Origin of the sequence: Shewanella sp. (assembly GCF_051658185.1) — a bacterium.
GTDB lineage: Bacteria > Pseudomonadota > Gammaproteobacteria > Enterobacterales > Shewanellaceae > Shewanella.
This window is the reverse complement of record NZ_JBOFMC010000052.1, coordinates 1-19,597: the sequence shown is the minus strand read 5'-3', so window position 1 is coordinate 19,597 and position 19,597 is coordinate 1. Positions and strand designations below refer to the sequence as shown.

At 48.2% G+C, this 19,597-nt stretch carries 14 protein-coding genes; 6 read left to right on the top strand and 8 right to left on the bottom strand.

Annotated elements, in window-relative coordinates; translation table 11 throughout:
• Positions 1–310: 310 nt before the first annotated feature.
• Both ACRCZA_RS02160 and ACRCZA_RS02155 read right to left on the bottom strand, forming a co-directional pair.
• Positions 311–2,806: an ABC transporter permease gene (locus ACRCZA_RS02160; protein WP_438672839.1), complete on the bottom strand. Its 2,496-nt coding sequence runs from the start codon at positions 2,804–2,806 to the stop codon at positions 311–313.
• A gap of 3 nt (positions 2,807–2,809) precedes the next feature.
• Positions 2,810–3,562, bottom strand: a complete 753-nt coding sequence (locus ACRCZA_RS02155) for an ABC transporter ATP-binding protein (protein WP_438672838.1) — start codon at positions 3,560–3,562, stop codon at positions 2,810–2,812.
• Between the two features lie 31 nt (positions 3,563–3,593).
• Between ACRCZA_RS02155 and ACRCZA_RS02150 the strand changes: the two genes are divergently transcribed.
• From ACRCZA_RS02150 to ACRCZA_RS02130, 5 genes are all read left to right on the top strand, one after another.
• Positions 3,594–4,181, top strand: coding sequence for an arylesterase (locus ACRCZA_RS02150; RefSeq protein ID WP_438672842.1), 588 nt, complete (start codon positions 3,594–3,596; stop codon positions 4,179–4,181).
• Between the two features lie 114 nt (positions 4,182–4,295).
• A complete protein-coding gene (locus ACRCZA_RS02145; protein WP_438672837.1) occupies positions 4,296–5,414 on the top strand; it encodes a DUF481 domain-containing protein in 1,119 nt (372 codons plus the stop codon).
• 457 nt (positions 5,415–5,871) lie between these two features.
• Positions 5,872–6,939, top strand: coding sequence for a DUF3083 family protein (locus ACRCZA_RS02140; protein ID WP_438672836.1), 1,068 nt, complete (start codon positions 5,872–5,874; stop codon positions 6,937–6,939).
• 414 nt (positions 6,940–7,353) lie between these two features.
• Positions 7,354–9,981: an SO2930 family diheme c-type cytochrome gene (locus ACRCZA_RS02135; RefSeq protein ID WP_438672841.1), complete on the top strand. Its 2,628-nt coding sequence runs from the start codon at positions 7,354–7,356 to the stop codon at positions 9,979–9,981.
• Positions 9,982–10,077: 96 nt separating this feature from the next.
• Positions 10,078–11,241: an SO2930 family diheme c-type cytochrome gene (locus tag ACRCZA_RS02130; protein WP_438672835.1), complete on the top strand. Its 1,164-nt coding sequence runs from the start codon at positions 10,078–10,080 to the stop codon at positions 11,239–11,241.
• A 312-nt stretch (positions 11,242–11,553) separates the two neighbouring features.
• Here ACRCZA_RS02130 and ACRCZA_RS02125 read toward each other — a convergent pair whose 3' ends face one another.
• The 6 genes from ACRCZA_RS02125 to ACRCZA_RS02100 form a co-directional block, all read right to left on the bottom strand.
• A complete protein-coding gene (locus ACRCZA_RS02125) occupies positions 11,554–12,576 on the bottom strand; it encodes a helix-turn-helix domain-containing protein (RefSeq protein WP_438672834.1) in 1,023 nt (340 codons plus the stop codon).
• A gap of 178 nt (positions 12,577–12,754) precedes the next feature.
• Positions 12,755–13,771: a protease SohB gene (gene sohB, locus ACRCZA_RS02120; RefSeq protein ID WP_438672833.1), complete on the bottom strand. Its 1,017-nt coding sequence runs from the start codon at positions 13,769–13,771 to the stop codon at positions 12,755–12,757.
• Positions 13,772–14,028: 257 nt separating this feature from the next.
• Complete coding sequence (gene speB, locus ACRCZA_RS02115; RefSeq protein ID WP_438672832.1) at positions 14,029–14,961, bottom strand: agmatinase; 933 nt, start codon at positions 14,959–14,961, stop codon at positions 14,029–14,031.
• 30 nt (positions 14,962–14,991) lie between these two features.
• On the bottom strand, positions 14,992–15,933 hold the full coding sequence (locus tag ACRCZA_RS02110) for an adenosylmethionine decarboxylase (protein ID WP_438672840.1): 942 nt from the start codon (positions 15,931–15,933) through the stop codon (positions 14,992–14,994).
• Positions 15,934–16,079: 146 nt separating this feature from the next.
• The gene (gene speA / locus ACRCZA_RS02105; protein ID WP_438672831.1) at positions 16,080–17,993 is read right to left on the bottom strand and encodes a biosynthetic arginine decarboxylase; all 1,914 of its coding nucleotides are present in this window, start codon (positions 17,991–17,993) and stop codon (positions 16,080–16,082) included.
• A gap of 471 nt (positions 17,994–18,464) precedes the next feature.
• Positions 18,465–18,617: a hypothetical protein gene (locus ACRCZA_RS02100; RefSeq protein ID WP_438672830.1), complete on the bottom strand. Its 153-nt coding sequence runs from the start codon at positions 18,615–18,617 to the stop codon at positions 18,465–18,467.
• Between the two features lie 475 nt (positions 18,618–19,092).
• Here ACRCZA_RS02100 and ACRCZA_RS02095 point away from each other — a divergent pair.
• Positions 19,093–19,597 (top strand): S1-like domain-containing RNA-binding protein (locus ACRCZA_RS02095; RefSeq protein WP_438672829.1); only part of this gene is annotated, 505 nt, incomplete at its 3' end.

The window sequence follows — 19,597 nt, the reverse complement described above, 5'->3', positions numbered from 1 at the left end:
TATCATGTAACCCACATTGGCCATTGAAGCACTTTATCTTGCACAACCATGTCTTGAATAAAAATGTATTGAACAACCATGTCTTGAATAAAAATGTCTTGAACCAAGATATCCTTATTCAAGATATCTAAGGCAAACGGTTTTGGCTCAATGGCTTAAGCTCATATGCACCACCTAATCAGCTATCGATAAACAAACGCCTGCTCTACTCAGTTACCCTTCAATCGCAAGCTCCATCAAAAAAGGCACTGTCCTCAGTGCCTTGTCAGTCGGTTACGCTTTCATTACGGCTACGGGCTCAGCTTAAGCATTACACGTTGAGTTTAAGTAAATCAGCGCAGGACTGGTTGAGCAATTGCCGGCAGCGCCAGTATCCCAGTAGCGCCACGATTAAGGCCCCGGACATCGGTGCTATCCCCCACCAAGGCCAATGCATATAAACATTCAGTTCAAATACTTGTGTCTTTAGCAGGTATAAAGCAAATTCGGCCACAATAACGGCTAATACGCCAGCAATTGCGCCAAGCAAAGCAAATTCAAGCCCGGTGGCAGTCCGCAGTAAACCGCCTGAGGCGCCAAAGGTGCGCAGCACCGCTAATTCCCGTTGACGGGTTGCCATGCCCGCTTCCGTTTGGGCTATCAACACTAAAGCACTTGCCAATAACACCAGTATTAGCACTAGGGTCAATGACAGTGAGACCTGCTCGATGATCTGGCGCAGCTGCTCCACCATAGCCCCAACATCGATGATAGAAACCGTTGGAAATTGCTGGATAAGCGCGAGGATCACCGCATTTGAGGCTACGCTTTCGCCCTGATTTGCCAGCTCTTGCGCAGCCGAGTCTTGCAAATAAAAACTCGCCATCGAGGTATAGGCAAAGGGCGCGAGGGCTTCTTGGGTAAAAATCATAAAGAAATTCGGCTGTAAGGTTTCCCAATGCACCCGCCGAATACTGGTCACCTTAACGTTAAGAGCTTGGTTATCAATCATATAGGTTAAGGTGTCGCCTATCGTAATCCCCAAACGTTCCGCCACTCCCGATTCTACCGAGACTTCATCGGCGGCTTGATTAAACTGCCCCTCGAGGAGTTCATTGTTACTTGGCAACTGATGACGCCAAGTGAGATTGAGCTCGCGAGAAATGCCCACTCGGCCCTGCCCTCCAGCCTGCGCCTCTTCGTTAGAAATTAATAACTCATCATTAATGTGAGTCAAGCGTCCACGGATCACCGGATATATGTCAGTCGCGATAATCCCCTGCGCTTGCATAAACGCTTGCAGTGGCTCGGTATCCTCTGGCGCAATATTGACCAAAAAATAATTGGGCGCATTGTCGGGCAACTGTTTTTGCCATTCATTGAGCAGATCTTGCCTTAAGGCCAAAATCGTCAACAGCAACACCAATGCGGCGCTAAAACCTACCAATTGCAGCGCATTTTGCCGAGCCCGCCGTCTCAGCCCCGCCAAGGCCAATTGCATGGGATGAGTGGTTTTCATCCCTACGCTGTGGCCTAGGCGGATCATCGCAAAACCCAATACCGTAAGCAGCACGCCAAGCAAGAGCACTGCGGCAACGACCGTCAGGGTTAATACCCAGCTTTGGGAGTAAAGATAGCCCATTAAGGCCATCGCACTGAGGCACAATAATAAATGCAGCCACGCGCCAAGCTGCAGCCCCTCAAGCTGGCGCTGCAATACCCTCAGTGGCGGAATGGCCAATAAGCGCAGCAAAGGATAGGCCGAGAACATAAACGCGCTGAGAAGCCCAGTGCCAATACCGAGCAAGAGGGGGCGAGTCAGTGGCGGAGAATAGGCGGCAATTTCAGGCGGCAATAAGCCACTGATCCCCAAGTCGAGTAAGGCGCCGCCAATCAGACCTAAGCCTATGCCAAGTAAGGTGACGAGCAGTAAGTGAGTACCAAACAACAAACGAATTTGTTTTGCCGAGGCGCCAAAGGTTTTAAGCATGGCCACCACATCGTAATGGCGCTGACAATACCGCTGGGCGGCAATGCCAATCGCGGCGCAGGCCAAGGCGATCCCCATGAGACTGGCAAGCAGTAAAAAGCGCTCCGCTCGCTTAACCGCGCTGGCAATAGGGGAATCCCCGGCTTGCACATCCACCCAACGCTGGGATTGGGTTAACTGTGGTTTAACGCTTTGCTCAAAAGCCTTGAGCGCGGCGTCATCCCCAGCAAATTGATACAAATAAGTGACACGACTCCCGGGTTGGATTATCCCGGTCTTCGCCACATCTTCCATGCGCATCAACACCACAGGGGATGAGGCAAAAGGATTAAAGCCGGCATCGGGTAAACGGCGGATCTCATGGGTCAGGCTAAATTCACTATTGCCCAATTCGATGGTCTGAGGATGGCCAAGGAGCCCTGCTAAACGGCTTTCAAACCAGATCTCATCAGCTTGAGGTAGCGCCTTGGTTGTGCCACTGCGCAGCTCTATTGCTCCCTTCAGAGGATAACCCGCCTCGACCGCGCGCACTGTGACTAACTGAAATTTATCCCCCGAATACACCATAGAATTAAATTGCAAGTTAGTCACATGTTTAAGGCCCAATGCTTCAGCCTTGGCGAGTATCGCCGTATCCATTTTCACCGGTGAGTCGATAATCCGATCGGCGGCGATAAACTGCGAAGCTTGACCAGTAATGGCAACCTGCAAACGTTCACTCACCCGCGCAAGGCCGCTAACGGATAATACCGCGAGGGTGATAGCGAGAATAATTAACAACAATTGCCCTTGCTGTAACTCGCGCCGAAATAGGCGCCATGCCAGAGTTAATGCCATCGCTTATGCCTCCTTGCAAACGGCAGTGCGTTGGCTAACACTTGCCCGCTCCTCTAATTGGCCGTTGTCCATCAACAGCTGGCGTTCACAGCGCTGAGCCAATTGCAGATCGTGGGTCACGAGGATCAACGTGGTATGCCGCTCTTGATTGAGCTCAAACAGCATATCGGCAATTTTATGGCCGTTGGCGGCATCGAGATTGCCAGTAGGCTCATCCGCAAATAACACCTTAGGTTCACATATAAAAGCGCGAGCTATCGCGACCCGCTGCTGTTCACCGCCGGAAAGTTGTTTAGGTAAATGGGTCAATCGATGGGCTAACCCCACGCGCACTAACATAGCTTCGGCCTTTTCTTTGGCCTGTTTTACCCCGGCAAGCTCGGCAGGTAGCATCACGTTTTCCAGCGCCGTTAAGGTGTCGACTAACATAAAGGATTGAAAAATAAAACTGACCTTTTGTTTACGTAGGGCGGCTTTTTGCTCTTCATTTAATCCGGATAAGGCGACACCATCGAGCCAAATCTCCCCCGCAGTGGGTGTATCAAGGGCCGCGAGCAGGCCAAGTAAGGTGGATTTACCTGAGCCAGAAGGGCCTAAAATCGCCACGCTCTCACCTTGCTTGACATCTAAGTCGATGCCCTTGAGGATAGTCAGGCTTCCTTCTTGAGTAGTCACTGATTTTTCGAGGTTTACCACATTGATGGCACTATTTTTTGCAACCGCGGCACGCGTGTCCGCAACCCGAGTAGTCAACATAGCTTCCTTATTCTCTCTATGGCGAGCAACGATAAAAGCGGTGGTGTTATCATTGCTGGTGTCAGGGGCGCCAGTATCGGCAGCCACTATTCTAATCCTAGGTGATAGCCTAGGTGCAAGTTATGGTATGCCTGAAAATCAAGGCTGGGTCGAGGGTTTACGCCAACAATTTCCACAACATCAATTCGTTAATGGCTCGGTGAGCGGTGAAACCACCGCTGGGGGCTTACGTCGTCTGCCCGCCTTGCTTGAGTCAAGCAAACCCGATCTCCTCTTGATTGAGCTTGGCGGTAATGATGGTTTAAGGGGATTTTCGACCGTGCAATTAAAAGAAAACCTCAAAAAAATCATTACGCTGGCTCAATCTGCTCATGCTGACGTGTTACTCACCGAAATCATGGTACCGCCGAATTACGGTCCTCGCTATGCAAAACAATTTAATCGGCTGTATCACGACCTCGCCGCAGAGCATGACATCCTGCTGATCCCCTTCTTTATGCAGGAGATAGCACCTTTTCCTGAATTAATGCAACGAGATGGCATTCATCCTAACGAAAAGGCTCAGCCGAAAATTACGCAGTGGATGCAACCTTGGATCACTAAAGCCCTCGAGAAATAGCACGGCTTGGTTGTGCGTCGCAATTCAACTCATTAGAATGTGCCCCCCGATTTTGGCATCACAAAAATGTGTATGCCAGCCTAAAGGCTGGTTGTTTTAAGAGATTATTTTGCTATGCGCTTATTTTGTAATTATTTTTTACCATCTAAAAAACTGACTGCTCTCACCCTGTTGCCGCTTGCCTATAACGCACAGTTACTGGCCAATGACACGCCACCCGCGGCAAGCACCTTTGTCCCTGTTAAGATCACCGCTCCTGTCGGCAATGACTTTGATTGGTTGCAATTAACCTCCCTCGAGATTCTTAAGGGCGATATTAAGACCCTGTACGACGATAAATTGGAGTTCGACAGTGATGAGCTTGGCGTCTTAGTCATTGATTGGGATGACGTGAAGATTTTGCAAAGTAAAGGGATTGTGAGTGTCGGCTTTACCGATCTGACCACCAAAACCGGACGTTTGCAGGTACAAAACGGTAAGTCTTACCTCGATGGTGTCGAATTTGATCCACAACACATCATGACCTTAATCGCAGGCGAGCCAACCGAAGCCAACTATTGGTCCAGTAAAATCAGCCTAGGGGCAAATTTTCGCCAAGGCAATACCGATCAAATCGACTATAGCGCCCAAGCCAAAGTCACGCGCCGCACCACGGAGTCGCGCTTTAATGCTGATTATTTAGGTAACTACACTAAGACTGATGGTGAAAACACCGTTAATAATCATCGTATTAATGGTCACTTTGACTGGTTTTTATCAAAGCAATTTTATTTGCGGCCGGTATTTGCCGAATACTATAAAGATCCGTTTTTAAACATTGGCTCTAAAATCACCCTCGGTTCGGGTGTGGGTTACAACCTCATCGATACCAGTAAAACCGAATTAAGTATCAGTGCGGGTCCTGCTTACACTTACACCCGCTTTGATCAACATGAAGTGGGTAGCTCTAATACCGAAGGCTCTGGCACCTTTGTCCTTGATACTGCCTTTGACACTGAGCTCAGTAAATCCGTGGACTTTAATGCCCAATACCGTATTCAATACGGTAACCAGCAATCGGGCGGCTATTCGCACCATGCGATGGCGACCTTTGAGGTGGAACTGACCGATATGTTCGATCTGGACCTGTCATTTGTGTGGGATCGTACCAACAATCCACGGGCAAATGCCGATGGCACAGTGCCTAACGCCAACGATTACCAATTTATCGTTGGTTTTAGTATTGATATGTAACCGCGTTATCCGCCATAACATGGATGAGATCATCCCGGTTATGGCGCCTTCGCCCATGGTGTCAGGCATGTCCCATGGGCATGACTTAACCATCCCCTCTTTATCGCCCGTTGCCGCCCCCCATAAAACGACTCATCGACTCAGAGCATCATCGTCATTCGCTCAACGGTCGGCACTGAACTGCCAAACCTGGCCACCATTCACCTCATCAATGGCGGGTTATGACCTTATAGGCTTGGCCAGCACAGCAGCATGGATACAGGTTGTCAGGCCTCGCGGTCTGATGCTCTTTAAGCCTTCACTCTATTAACCGCGCTGCTTTACCTAAAAGTAAATAGATATTGCATCGAACAGCAACTTGCCGTTAAAAACATGTTCTATCGCAACATTTTGTTCAGAATTAGTCGTTATTATTGCCAACAAGCTACAAATGGTTAACCTATCACAAGGAGTACTTATGTCCCTTAGCCATCAGCAAAAAGTGTACATTCCCAAGGAAGCCCGTACCAACCAATACATCACCGCCGAAATCAAGGTCACCGATGAATTATTGAATCAATATTCTGACTACCACACTTGCTACCAAACCCTCAGTCGCCTGATTTTTAACTTGGCAGAACAACACGATCTACGCAATGTCCACGTGATCACCAACGATAAACTGCCAGTCGTGCGTTACCATACCGAAGCCTATTGTTTTCAAACTGCTGAACAAATTTTGTTTTTTTACAATCCGGCCTATCACGAAGCACAGAATCTTTTCACCCTCGACAATTATCGTGCTCGGAAATTGCGCATCGTGTTTCTTGCCACCGGTGACGATATCCGCAGTAACTCGGCGCGGTTTCATACCAAGGTACGTGAGCTCCTTGATGAACTGCTACCAGCACTGCCAATAACGGGGCTTAAGGTTAAAGTGCGCGATCATCAACATTTATCCTACGATCTATTCGCGAAATCCAAGGGCAATAAAGAAACCTACGGCTATAAACTCCGCGCCATCGCCCCCAGATACAAAGCGCGCAAATGTGAGTTGCCTGACAATATAAGCTCCCTAACCTATGTGACCGTCAGTTTACCCCTGAGTCGTAAACTCAAGCAGGGACTATTACCCGAATCAGCGACTGACTTTACCCCTTTATATCAACATCTTGAAGATTGTTTCCTCAATGCCGCTCGCCAGAAACAACTGACTCGTTTGGCCATGATTGCCAACGGTTTAACCCCGCTCGTGCGTAACAGTAAATTTGACAAACAAGACAGCACCACTGAGGTACAAATGATAGGCTTTGATCCCAACGCCACGGAGCAGCAGCTGATCCGCCGCTGGGATGCTGAACACTTAGTCGAGGCGGCGCATTTTACCATTGTGGCAGGGGCCAAGGATTGTGATGATTCTGGCTATGGCCGCTTTATGAACAATGTTGAGGCCGCCCTAAAAGCCTTCGCTACTGAGATTGGTATCGATCCCGAACGTGAAGATCTCGTGATCCGTTTTCATCAACATATCAGTTATCAACTGTAATTTAGGCACATACGGAGCCGGTACACTAACCGGCTCCCGTCACTGCCGCAGTGCCCATCACGTCAGCAAACTGCAGATAATGGGTTCATGAGTCAATGGCAATCGCGCAGCGGTTTGCCACGAAATCCCATCATTCATCTCCTATTCTGTGCCCTATCCTCCTCAGCCCTATCTTTTTCAGCCCTATCTTTTTCAGCCCTATCTTTTTCAGCCCTATCAGGGTTGCACCATATTGGCCAGATTTCACATTGTCTTTTGCAATTGTTAGCGCATCCTATCACCGTTTACACTCTGTTAACCAAAAAATAACAACAAGCAGGAGCAACTATGTTAAGCACCTTAGTAAAACGGCACTCAGTGCCAAACGCCAAATTTAGGATCCCTTGCCGTACGCCTCGGCGTGGCAGCTCTAAAATGGGCTCATGGCTTATGCCAACCTCGCTCGCCCTATTACTGGCCTTTAACCTCACGGGCTGTTTTTCTGATGATCCCAAAACCGACACCCCGCCCGTCGTGACGCCCCCTGAGCCAGGTCCAACCTTTCCTGACGGCGCGATTAAAATCGCCCCAGGGGAAAACCTCACAACCCGGATCCAAGAGGCCCTGATCAACGCTCAAAGTGGCGCAGTCATCGTATTGCCCCAAGGCACTTTTAATATTGACGCCACGTTACTGTTTGATGGGGATGTCGATGGCGACGGCAGTTTTGCTAAAAATGTCACGATTATGGGCTACGGGATGAATAAGACCGTACTGGACTTTTCAAACGCCAACTCCGGCGATGGCATCTTCGTCCAAAATGCGCTGAATATTACCATTCAAGATTTATCGGTTAACGAAGCCAAAAACAACGGCATCAAACTCAAAAACACCAATGGGATTATTTTGCGCCGAGTCGGCACTGTGTGGAATGGGCCACTGGACAAGGATAACGGCGCCTACGGTTTGTATCCCGTTGAGTGCGAAAACATTCTGATTGAAAATAGCTATGTGCGCGGCAGCGCCGATGCCGGAATTTACGTGGGCCAATCCCAATATATTGTGGTGCGCCGCAATATCGCTAAAGAAAACGTTGCGGGGATTGAAATCGAAAACTCCAAATATGCCGATGTCTACAATAACGAGGCAATGGGGAACACTGGCGGTATCTTAGTCTTTGATTTACCAATCAATAACCATAGATACGGCTCAAGCGTGCGGATTTTTAATAACAAAGTCTACGACAATAATACCCCTAACTTTGCCAACGCGTCGGCCAACCCCGCTGGGGTGCATATCGTCCCTCCCGGCACGGGCGTTATCGTACTGTCTACCGCGGATGTGGAGATCTTCAATAACCAAATCACGAATCACGATACCCTCGGCGTGACGGTCAGTAGCTTTTTTATCGCCGAACCCGATATCAGCACCTTTGTGAGTAACTATGGCCAGCCCGGTCAAGCCATCGAAGATGGTTGGCGCGCGACACCGCGCAATATCTATCTGCATGATAATCAGATCAGCAACTATGGCAGCAAGCCTAAAGGCTATCTAATTCAAGATATTATCCGAGCCTACATCCTCAGCCATGGTGCCTTGCCCGGCGTGTTGTACGACGGTTTAGGGGAATTATTAGCCAATAATGGCACCGCTGCCTATCTTGGCTTAAAAGAGCCACCCTTTGCCGCCGATGGTAGCGATAATGTGTGCGCGAGCAATAATGGCGATGTGTCCTACGGCAGACTTTACGCCAACAGCAATACCGATATGAATATTGCCGATGTGCAATATGAAAAGACCCAAAGCAACCTACTCAAATGCGCTCAAGTCAGTCTCCCCGTCCATACGGTGACTTTTGGCAGTAAAGTGTTTGGCTGTGGGGTGGATGATAATACCGCCGGCTGTGATGGCGGCGTATTGGTCGGTGGCGGCGGTTCTATCGGCGATGGCGAAGGTGGTTTAGTGGGTGATGGCGATCAAAGCCTCTGCCAAGCCACGGGAGCCAACGTCAGCTGGGATGCGCTACTCAAAGCCAACTGCCCTAAACTGTCGGATTACAATCTCTTTAGTGATGCCAAAAATCCTACCACGGGTGCCAATTCTGGCGGCGTCCCCTATGATTTAAACACCCCATTATTTACCGACTACGCCAGTAAATATCGCTTTGTATATCTGCCCAATGGCCAAAAAGCCACCTATTCAGAAAATGAAGCCTTTGACTTCCCAGTCGGCACAGTGATCGCCAAAACCTTTGCCCTCCCGGCAGATACGAATGTGCGTGGTATCGCGAATGAAACCTTGCTCGAAACCCGCTTATTGATCCATCGCCCAACGGGTTGGACCGCCTTACCCTATGTATGGAATGCCGCTAAAACCGATGCGTCTTTGGCTAAAGCTGGGGCTGTCAGTAACCAAACGATTGTCCACAAAGGTGAAAATCTAGCATTCAACTACGTTGTGCCCAGCATGAACCAATGCAAGCAGTGTCATCAGTACAAAGCCAATGAGAACACTAACGCAGTATTTGTGCCGATTGGTCCAAAAGCACGCCACTTGAATCGTAACTTTACTTACCCAGATGGTGACATGAACCAACTGCTCAAATGGCAAGCCTTAGGCATTTTGCAAGGCGTACCTAACCTTAGCGAAATGCCTAAGGTGCCCGCTTATCAAGATAGCGATGCAGCCGGGCTGGCAAGTCTGTCCGATGCAGCCTTAATGCAAACGGCCAAGGGTTACTTGGATATCAACTGTGCTCACTGCCATAGGCCCGAAGGCAATGCCTCCAACACCGGCCTTAAACTTGAGTACTGGCGCGCTTACAGTGACGATGCGGGCTTCTCCCACGGTACCTGTAAATCGCCAGTGGCCTACGGTGGCGGTAATCTCGGATTCGATATTGTCCCCGGCCACGCCGACGAATCCATCATGCACTTTAGGATGGCCAGCACCACCGCAGGTGATCGCATGCCAGAAATTGGTCGCAGCTTAGCCCACGGTGAAGGGGTTGCCTTGATTGCTGAATGGATCAAACGCTTACCCGCGGCAAGTTGTTCCCATTAACCTCCCAGTATTAGGCCGATAAGCCTACAGGAATGATCTAAGCTGGCGCTGCCAGCTTGGATCATCTCCCTTCCCCCGATTGAGTAAACGTTGACTATGAAAACCCATCTTTTATTGAGTATCGTGCTGGCGGCCATGAGCCTACTGAGCGCCTGTGGCGGCGGTGATGGCCAAGAGAGCAGCGATCAAAGCCCGACGCCACCACCTACCGCTGAAGGAGCATGTGAGCAACAAAGCTCCCAGGTCAATTGGGCGGCATTGATGAAAGAAGATTGCCCACGCTTAAGCCAATATGGCCTTTTTAACGACCCCGCCAATCCCACCGCCCAGCCGCGCGCGCCAGGCTTGAGTTATCAATTAGCCACCCAGTTATTTTCAAACTACGCGACTAAATATCGCTTTATTTATTTGCCTGCGGGTCAATCCATGCAATACCAAGCACAGGACGCATTCGACTTGCCCGTGGGCACAGTGCTGGTAAAAACCTTTAGCCTACCACTCGATACTGCCCTCAGTGGCAGTGCCAATGAAACCTTAATAGAAACCCGGCTACTCATCCACCGCGAGCAGGGCTGGACGAGCCTCGTGTACCAATGGCAACAAGGGGAAGCCAAACTGCTGAGCACTGGCGCGACCGTGCGCCATACTTTAACCAATCAAGGACAAACCCAAACCTTTGACTATGCCATTCCCAGCCGCGCGGAGTGCAAAATTTGTCATCAACGTAATCAAGATAACACGAGTAAAATCATCCCTATCGGCTTAAAAGCCCATTTGTTGAATCGGGATATTTCCCACCAAGGTCAAACGGTTAATCAGCTCAGTCTTTGGGAGCAACTGGGGCTTCTTCGCGCGATGCCGCCGCTCGCTACCATAGGCAAAACCTTTGCGCTTAATGATACCAGCGCCGACTTAACCGCCCGCGCTAAGGGTTATTTAGATGTCAATTGCGCCCATTGCCATAGTGAAACAGGCTTTGCCAGCATCTCCGGATTACGCCTAGGTTTTTATGTTGATCACCAAAGTTTTCAGTATGGGATCTGCAAACAACCCCCGGGCTGGGATGGCGGCGATAAGGGGCTGGACTACGATATCGTGCCGGGCAATGCCGAGCATTCAATCTTGCTGTATCGCCAAACCTTGAACGCACCCAAAGATCGGATGCCGCCCATCGGCCGTAGCATTGAGCATCAAGAAGGGGTGGAGTTAATTAAGCAATGGATTGACTCACTAGCACCAAGTTTAGGCAGTTGTTCCTAAGGCACGCTGAAGTTTTGTGTTTTTTACAGCAATTTGACTAACGTTTATGCAAGGCAGAGTCCGTGGGCTGGCGTGATGTTCCAGAACCTGACAAGAACACTGCAGAAAGGGTAAGCCAACTGCAGCCCCAAGGGGCGTCTGGCAAGCACTTGGCTTACTTTTTACCATAAGCGCCACTCGTCACTTGAGTCGAATAACGATACGTCATTCCTCGCGTCGCGAGCTTGCCAGAACGAACAACATTTAATCTCAACCCGCCAACGGCTCGAATCATACGACCATGATCTTGGGCACTTACGCGTCAATATCCCCTCATTCACTGCGGTTAAGACGGCTAAAATAACCAGGGGGATGGCCTAACCAATGTTTAAAGCATTGCCGAAAATGGCTGACATCGCTATAACCCATGGTTTCGGCAATCGCATCAATGCTCATACTGTCCTTGAGGATTAATGCGATTGCCGTTTGGCAACGAACTTGATCGAGCAGTTTTTGATAGCTGGTCCCTAAATGAGACAGTTTTCGCCGCAAACTGCGGTCGCTCATATGCAGCTGCATCGCCAGCGCATCGACACTCGGGACCAAGGGGAAAGTCCCTCGCAGCAGCGTAAGCACTGTATCAATCAAAGAGTTCTCAGCTTGCTCACTTAAACTATGTCGTGGATGATTAAAGGCGTAAGTGACCGGTAAGCCTAAATACGCTAAATCGATACTCCACTCAAAATATGCCGCATTAAAATTGATCTGGGCACCGGTTGCTTGGGTTAAAAATTGACTATCACGCGGGGCATCCGCCAGATGAATGTACTTTAACGTAACCCCTTGGCCTGTGAGTTGTCGGGCTAAACCGAGTAACGAGCCAATGCTATGAAGAAATTGAAATCCATATTGTTGCTGTTCCATACGGCCAGTATTGAGCCAGCGGATGGCAATACTGTCATCTTCAAGACGGATAAGACTATCGGTAAAACTCCCCACCAATTGGGGATGATTGAGCACAAATTGCAAACACGCTTGTAGCGTCGTTAACTGCGCCAAATGAGGCAAAAGAATATCAAGACTCTGCACACTATAACTGAGCCCCAACTGGGTACCGATGTCGGGATCGTGGCTCTGTATGCGCAAATACTCCATGGCGTATTGCACCTGCCAAACGTAGACAAACTGACAATGCTCAAGTTCGGTGCGCCCCACACCGATATGAGAGCACACATCCCTTAAGGCCACGGCACCCAAATGTGCACCAATAAAGTCTAAAATATTGCGTAACTCAAAGGCTGGATAGGTTTGATCGCCTATCATCAGATTCGTTTTGTAATCGACGCGCTGTAACATGCCATATCCCCAAAAGCACCCCGTAGTGGGCACCCTATAGTTGTATAAGATCTCCCTTATTTTGAATAGTCTTAAACCAACCTTAATGTTAAGAAAATGTATCACCCTCCTTAACCTCATAAAAAAACGCCTGCAAATTGCAGGCGTTTTTTATCCCATCCTTGCCGTAATCCATGCCTTATATTGGACGGTTTTTCTCAAGCAGACGGTTAAAAATGGCATTTACCGATAAAGAGGCACCATGGGCAATTTTATCGGCCAACTTTTTACGGATCTGATAACGCAATTTATACACCGCGCGCTCGCCCGCAAGGGCCATCAACACATCATCACTCGTCGATACCGCATCAATCAGCCCTAGCTCGAGCGCTTGTTGCCCATACCAATGTTCACCGGTAGCCACTTTGGCCAAATCCAATTCAGGGCGATACTTGCTAACAAAGGCCTTAAATAGCAAATGGGTTTCTTCGAGCTCCTGTTGGAATTTTTGTCTGCCTTCGTCGGTATTTTCGCCAAAAACCGTCAAGGTGCGCTTAAAATCACCGGCGGTGTGTTGTTCATAATCAATTTCATGCTTTTTCAGTAATCGATTAAAATTCGGCAACTGAGCGACCACACCGATAGAACCAACGATAGCAAAAGGGGCCGCATAAATTTTATTGGCGACACATGCCATCATGTAGCCACCACTGGCCGCCACTTTATCGACACACACGGTCAACGGAATATTGGCTTGACGCAAACGATCGAGCTGGCTCGATGCTAGGCCATAGCCGTGTACCATGCCACCGCCGCTTTCCACATTGACAACCACTTCATCACCCTTTTCGGCGATAGCTAAAATCGCACTGATCTCCTCACGCAGAGATGCAACCTCGGCGGCATCAATGCTCCCTTTAAAATCAATGACAAACACCTTACCTGCGGTGCTAGTGTCAGCGGCTTTTTCTTTGGCTTTTTCAGCTGCCTTTAGCTGTTTTTCATAGGCTTTAAATTGTTTTTTGCTCAGTAATTCATGCTTTAGGCTATGCTTAAGCTCTTCTAATTCTTCAGAAAGATTCGTGATCCGCAGCTCGCCCTTCTCAGATTTATGCTTAACGGTTGATGCAAGCACCACAATAATTACCGCGAGGATAGCCACCACCAGCGTGACGGCTTTAGCCAAAAACATGCCATATTCGTATAAAAATTCCAAAGTGATCTCCATTGCGGCGTAACTGATAGCCTAGGTTCATTGTATTGCGCGTTATTCTAACAGGCTAAAGGCCGATAAAAAAACCAACTTAACCCTAATACGACGGACTTAAGTGCAAAAAATAGCGGTATTACCTTGTGGTAAAACAGCCAAAAGCACTGACTGCTGACAGACAGTGTGACGCAGAAATAACCACACATAAAAATCGGCCGCAACCAAAGTTGCGGCCGATAATCACAGTACAGAGCCTAAGAAGATCACTTTTTGATCAAATCTTGCCCAACCGCCCAAACATGAAGCATTTCAAGACCTAAGGTCGCGCCTGCTAAGGCGGTAATATCAGCAGAATCATAGGCGGGTGCCACTTCAACCACATCCATCCCGACGATATTCATTCCCCGTAAACCACGGATAATCTTCATCGCTTTATCGCTGGTTAAGCCGCCACACACGGGGGTGCCCGTACCCGGCGCAAAGGCGGGATCTAAACAATCGATATCAAACGTGACGTATAAGGGCATATCGCCAACGCGGGCACGAATTTGGGCAACAATGTCATCGGCAGTCAATTCATTGGCCATTGCCCCATCGATCACTTGGTAACCGTGAGTGGCACGGTTATATTCAGTGCGGATCCCCACTTGCACTGAGTGGGCGGGATCAATGAGCCCTTCGTGAGGTGCATGGTAGAACATAGTGCCATGATCATACTTACTGCCTTGGCTGTAAGTGTCGGTGTGGGCATCAAAATGCAGTAGCGCCATTTTGCCAAACTTTTTGTAGTGAGCGCGCAGGAGCGGCAAAGTCACAAAATGATCGCCGCCAAAACTCAATAGACTTTTACCCGACTCGAGGACTTTGCTGGCAAACACCTCCAAGCGGTGAGTAAAATCTTCTTGATCACCACAGTTAAAAACTAAGTCACCGGCATCCACAATCTTAATATGTTGACTGAGGCTGAAATCCCATGGCCAGCGGGTATCTTCCCACGCGAGGTTCACTGACGCTCGACGAATGGCATCCGGCCCCATTCGGCCACCAGAGCGTCCCGTGGTCGCCATATCGAAGGGCAAACCTATCACTACCACGTCGGCGTCACTTTCAAGTGGTTTAAAATCCAAAGGTTGGCGTAAATAACCAAACGCATTGGAATACAGCGAATAATCAGGTTTTTCTGCAATCGTGGTCATACACACTCCAAAAAAGGCAACTGCCTAAAATTACATTAGTTCAGGGATCAAGGCCTCTGTACGAAGCTGCTGATAATGACTAAAGCCAATATTATAACCATGCTCAGTCGTGAATAAACCACTTCCTAAGCATAAATGTTCGGGGAACTGCCGTTCCTCAAAGGGATGATTAAAACCAATCACATCCCAGCTCACAGGGGAGAACAGCCGCAGCAAGCAGCCGACAACCGGGTGAGGATATTGCGATAAATCAAGATTGGTCTCAAAGCTGACATAGGAGCAGGCATAGGTCTCAGCCAGTTGGGGGGTAATATGCAAGGTAATATAATAACGCCCCCAGAGTCCATTAAGTGAAAAACCCAAAGGATCAAATACATGGCTATCAAAGCTAAACTGTGGAAATAATGTTTTTAGCTTAAGCAAGGCACAAATATCCTCTGGGGATTGAGCGTTGCCGTTAAGATAATCGGCCAGTTCGCCGCGAATGTGATACATCAACAATTCTAGGCTGTGCTCTGCTGCAACGGCATAGTGGCTACTTTCTGAGCAAAACACATAATGATGATGTGAATCTAAATGCCCTATGCGACAAGCTTTACCGGGGATCCATTGGCGTAATTGCGCGATATCGTCGGCAAAGCGACTCGGTTGCAGATACGCTTGATATTCGTTTTTACGCTGATAACTTAAAAACCGAATAGATGCCGGATTAACATGGGCAATAAAATAACAGGCGGCTTCAACCAACCTACTGTTACCGCAGGTCAACATGACAATTCTATCATCCCAGACAAACAGGCTCGATTCGCTAAGCAAATACGCATCGCAGTCATCATTGGACATGCTAGAGAGAATATCCGCATGCGCGCATTGCACTAATGCCGTCCAAAAAGCGCGATCCCATTGCCGCAACTGAGCCGCCGCAGGATTGACGATGATCTCGAGCTTTTTTTCTGAACCTTCAAAAAATATCATCGCCTTGCCTATATACCCAATGTCAGTACACCTGCTTGTTACATCACGAAAAATGCGACACCACCAAACAACCAAACAACCAAACAAAGACACAAAAATCAGCCTAAGCTACCCTAGGCTGATTTTGCTTAATACACTAAATTTTAAGAGAAATCTTCTAAATAAGTGTAGCCTTTTAGGCCCACTTGCAACTCTTCTAAAATTTGAGCGCGCTCGTCTTCGACAATATGCAGGTTGACCAACTCTTCATAGGTGCGCATAAAATCGACCGCGTCCAAGTTAACGTAACGCAGCACGTCGGCAACGGTATCCCCGGCCAACATCGATTCAATATTCGCCACACCATGTTCTTCAATACGCACCACCGCAGAATTAGTATCGCCAAACAAGTTGTGCATATCCCCTAAAATCTCTTGATATGCGCCCACCATAAAGAAGCCGATCAAATACGGGCTTTCAGCACTCCACGCCGGTACTGGCAGGGTAGTTTCAATCCCTTGACCGTCTACGTATTGATCCACAATACCGTCGGAGTCACAGGTGATATCCAGCATCACCGCGCGGCGCTCTGGCGCTTTATCTAACCCCGATAATGGCAACACGGGGAACACCTGATCAATCCCCCACGCATCCGGCAATGATTGGAATAATGAGAAGTTAACAAAGAACTTATCCGCTAACTTTTCGTTCAACTCATCGATAATCGGTCTGTGGTAACGGTTTTTGGTGCTCAATAAGCCTTGCACTTCGTGACATACGCGCAGGTTTGCCTGCTCGGCCCACGCACGCTCCGCCAGACTTAATTGGCCTAAGGCAAACAGTGATTGCGCTTCTTGTAAATCGCTTTGGCTGTCATGGTAAATCTCAATCAAAGCACGTTGATCGGCACGGCCGCTAAGCTCAGTCCAAGATTGCCACATATTGTGCAGCAGTTGCGGCGACGCTTCCGCTGGCGGCTGGATATCTTCAACCTGATACGCTTCAGTGCCAATCACATCGGTGACGAGTACCGCATGGTGCGCCGTTAAGTGACGGCCCGATTCTGAAATAATCCGCGGCATAGGTTGCTCGTATTCATTACAGATATCGGTGAGCACGTTAACGATATTGTTGGCATATTCACTTAAGCCATAGTTCATCGAGTTGTTACTTTGGCTACGTGTGCCGTCGTAATCCACCGCTAAACCACCGCCGACGTCGAAACAATTGATGCTCGCGCCCAGCTCACGTAATTCACAATAAAAACGCGCAGCTTCACTCACCCCTTGACGAATATCGCGGATGTTGGCGATTTGCGAACCTAAATGGAAGTGCAGTAATTGCAGCGAATCTAACATATCGCTTTGTTTTAACTGTTCAACTACAGTCAAAATTTGCGCCGCAGATAAACCAAACTTAGATTTTTCGCCACCGCTGGCTTGCCACTTGCCTTTACCTTGGAACGCGAGACGAGCACGCAGCCCTAAGCGAGGCGTTACCCCTAAACGCTTAGATTCGGCCAGTACCATCTTCAGCTCAGACAGTTTTTCTAACACGATGTAGACCTTATGGCCTAACTTTTCGCCAATTAAGGCTAAACGGATGTATTCGTTATCTTTGTAACCGTTACATACGATCACTGAGCTGGCTTTTTGCGCCATGGCGAGAACCGCCATTAACTCAGGCTTACTGCCCGCTTCGAGGCCCAATTGTGGGACTTCTTTTGATGCTTGGCTCGCAAGAATTTCTTCGACCACGGTTTTTTGTTGGTTAACTTTAATGGGGTACACCAGCAAATAGTCCGCCTGATACTCATATTTTTGTATCGCTTGGTCGAATGCTTGGCACAAACTGTTCACTCTGTGGTGCAAAATTTGCGGGAAACGAACTAATACAGGCAAAGCGACCCCGGCTTTTACCATGTCTTTTGCTAGCTCATTTAAACCAATCTTGTGATCAGGATTCGCAGGATCCGGCGACACCGTCACCTCGCCTTCGTCGCTTATCCCATAAAACCCTTGGCTCCAGTGGGTAACGTTGTACCCAGCACGAGCAGCTTCAATAGACCAATCATTCATTTTTATTTAGCCCGTCTATAAAAAAATGGGTTAAACGGCCACTGCAACATTGCAAGACCGCCCGTTCGACAAACCCAGATAAACCCTAAGCTTACCTGACATACAGTTAGGATGAATTCACCCTAATTTGTGCAGCAAAATCAACCTTACTTAGCCGACATTGCTGCGCTTTTTGTTCACGCTGCCGGGATAGCCCCGCGATTGTATTGACGTTGGCGATTGACGTTGGCGATGCAGAATAGTCCTCACATCAGCCTTTATCGCCTTAGGTTTCTCAGCCAATCGCATTCATCTTAGCGCGTTAAGGTTAAAAAACACTCAATCACGTTAGGCACTCCATCCGCGCTCAATATGCTCACACGCAAAAATGAGCAACCGATGACGCGGATAAACAACACAGGTAACACTAAAGAATAAACATGCGGTATTAAGCTGCAAGGCATAGCCAAGCACACCTAACACAAGGTGAGATTACGATAACAGGGGACTGTTGGCTTCTTCGCGGCCAGAGTTGATACGGATTAACGTGAGATGCTTAAGGCTAGTATCGTCGTAGGGCACAACGATTGAGCGCTGGCATTGGGATGCTTTAAGGCAAAGAGCAAAAAATGGATGCTTGTGCATTAGCGAAACAATTCCTCTTAACCCCATGTAACGATTACCAATAGTAAGTTACACGGTGAATGACCTGTGAACCATAAAACCTTTACAACTCACCTAATATTTGTCATGTCTGTAACGAGCGACATCGTTAAACGGCGCAATTAAACCGTGCAATGTCACAGAATGCAAGCAAGAATCTCATTTAATATTTTCATTAAAATATAATAAACACCACATTAACATTGCGACATATCAAAAGCAGGTTTATTTATTTTAAATTAATCACTTAAATATTAACCCTACCGTCAATGCGTTCAATATTTTTTAATAGTAAATCAAGAAAAATCGATAACATTTGCTCATATTGCCGAAGGGGTTTCATACCCGCGCGGGCGATAATTCATGACCATGGACCTAAAAGCCGATCTGGAAGCTGCTGTTTACAGATAAAGCGGTTATAATCACCGCCGAATAACATCCTTAGATAGAGAGCTCCATGGTACAGATAGGAAAAACCTGCAAACTTGAGGTAGTAAAACAAGTCAGCTTTGGTGTGTATTTAAATGCCCACGAATTTGGCCAAGTGTTACTCCCGAATAAGGCCACCCCAAAAGACTGCCAAGTTGGCGACTGGCTAGAGGTATTTTTATATCTGGACTCTGAAGATATCGTCATTGCCACTACGCGCAAACCATTAGCTCAAGTCGGTGAATTTGCCTACTTAAAAGCCGTAGCCACTGGGCCTTTTGGCGCGTTTTTAGATTGGGGATTAGATAAAGATCTGCTGCTGCCCTTTGGCGAACAGCACAAACCCATTGAAGAGGGTCGCTCATACCTAGTGTATGTCCACGTTAATCGTGCGGATGAGCGGATTATGGCGTCATCAAAAATTGATAAATTCCTCGATAAAACCCCCGCCCACTATGAAGTAGGCCAACAGGTCGACTTATTTATCGGTGGCACGACAGATTTAGGCTACAAAGCCATTATCAATCATGCCC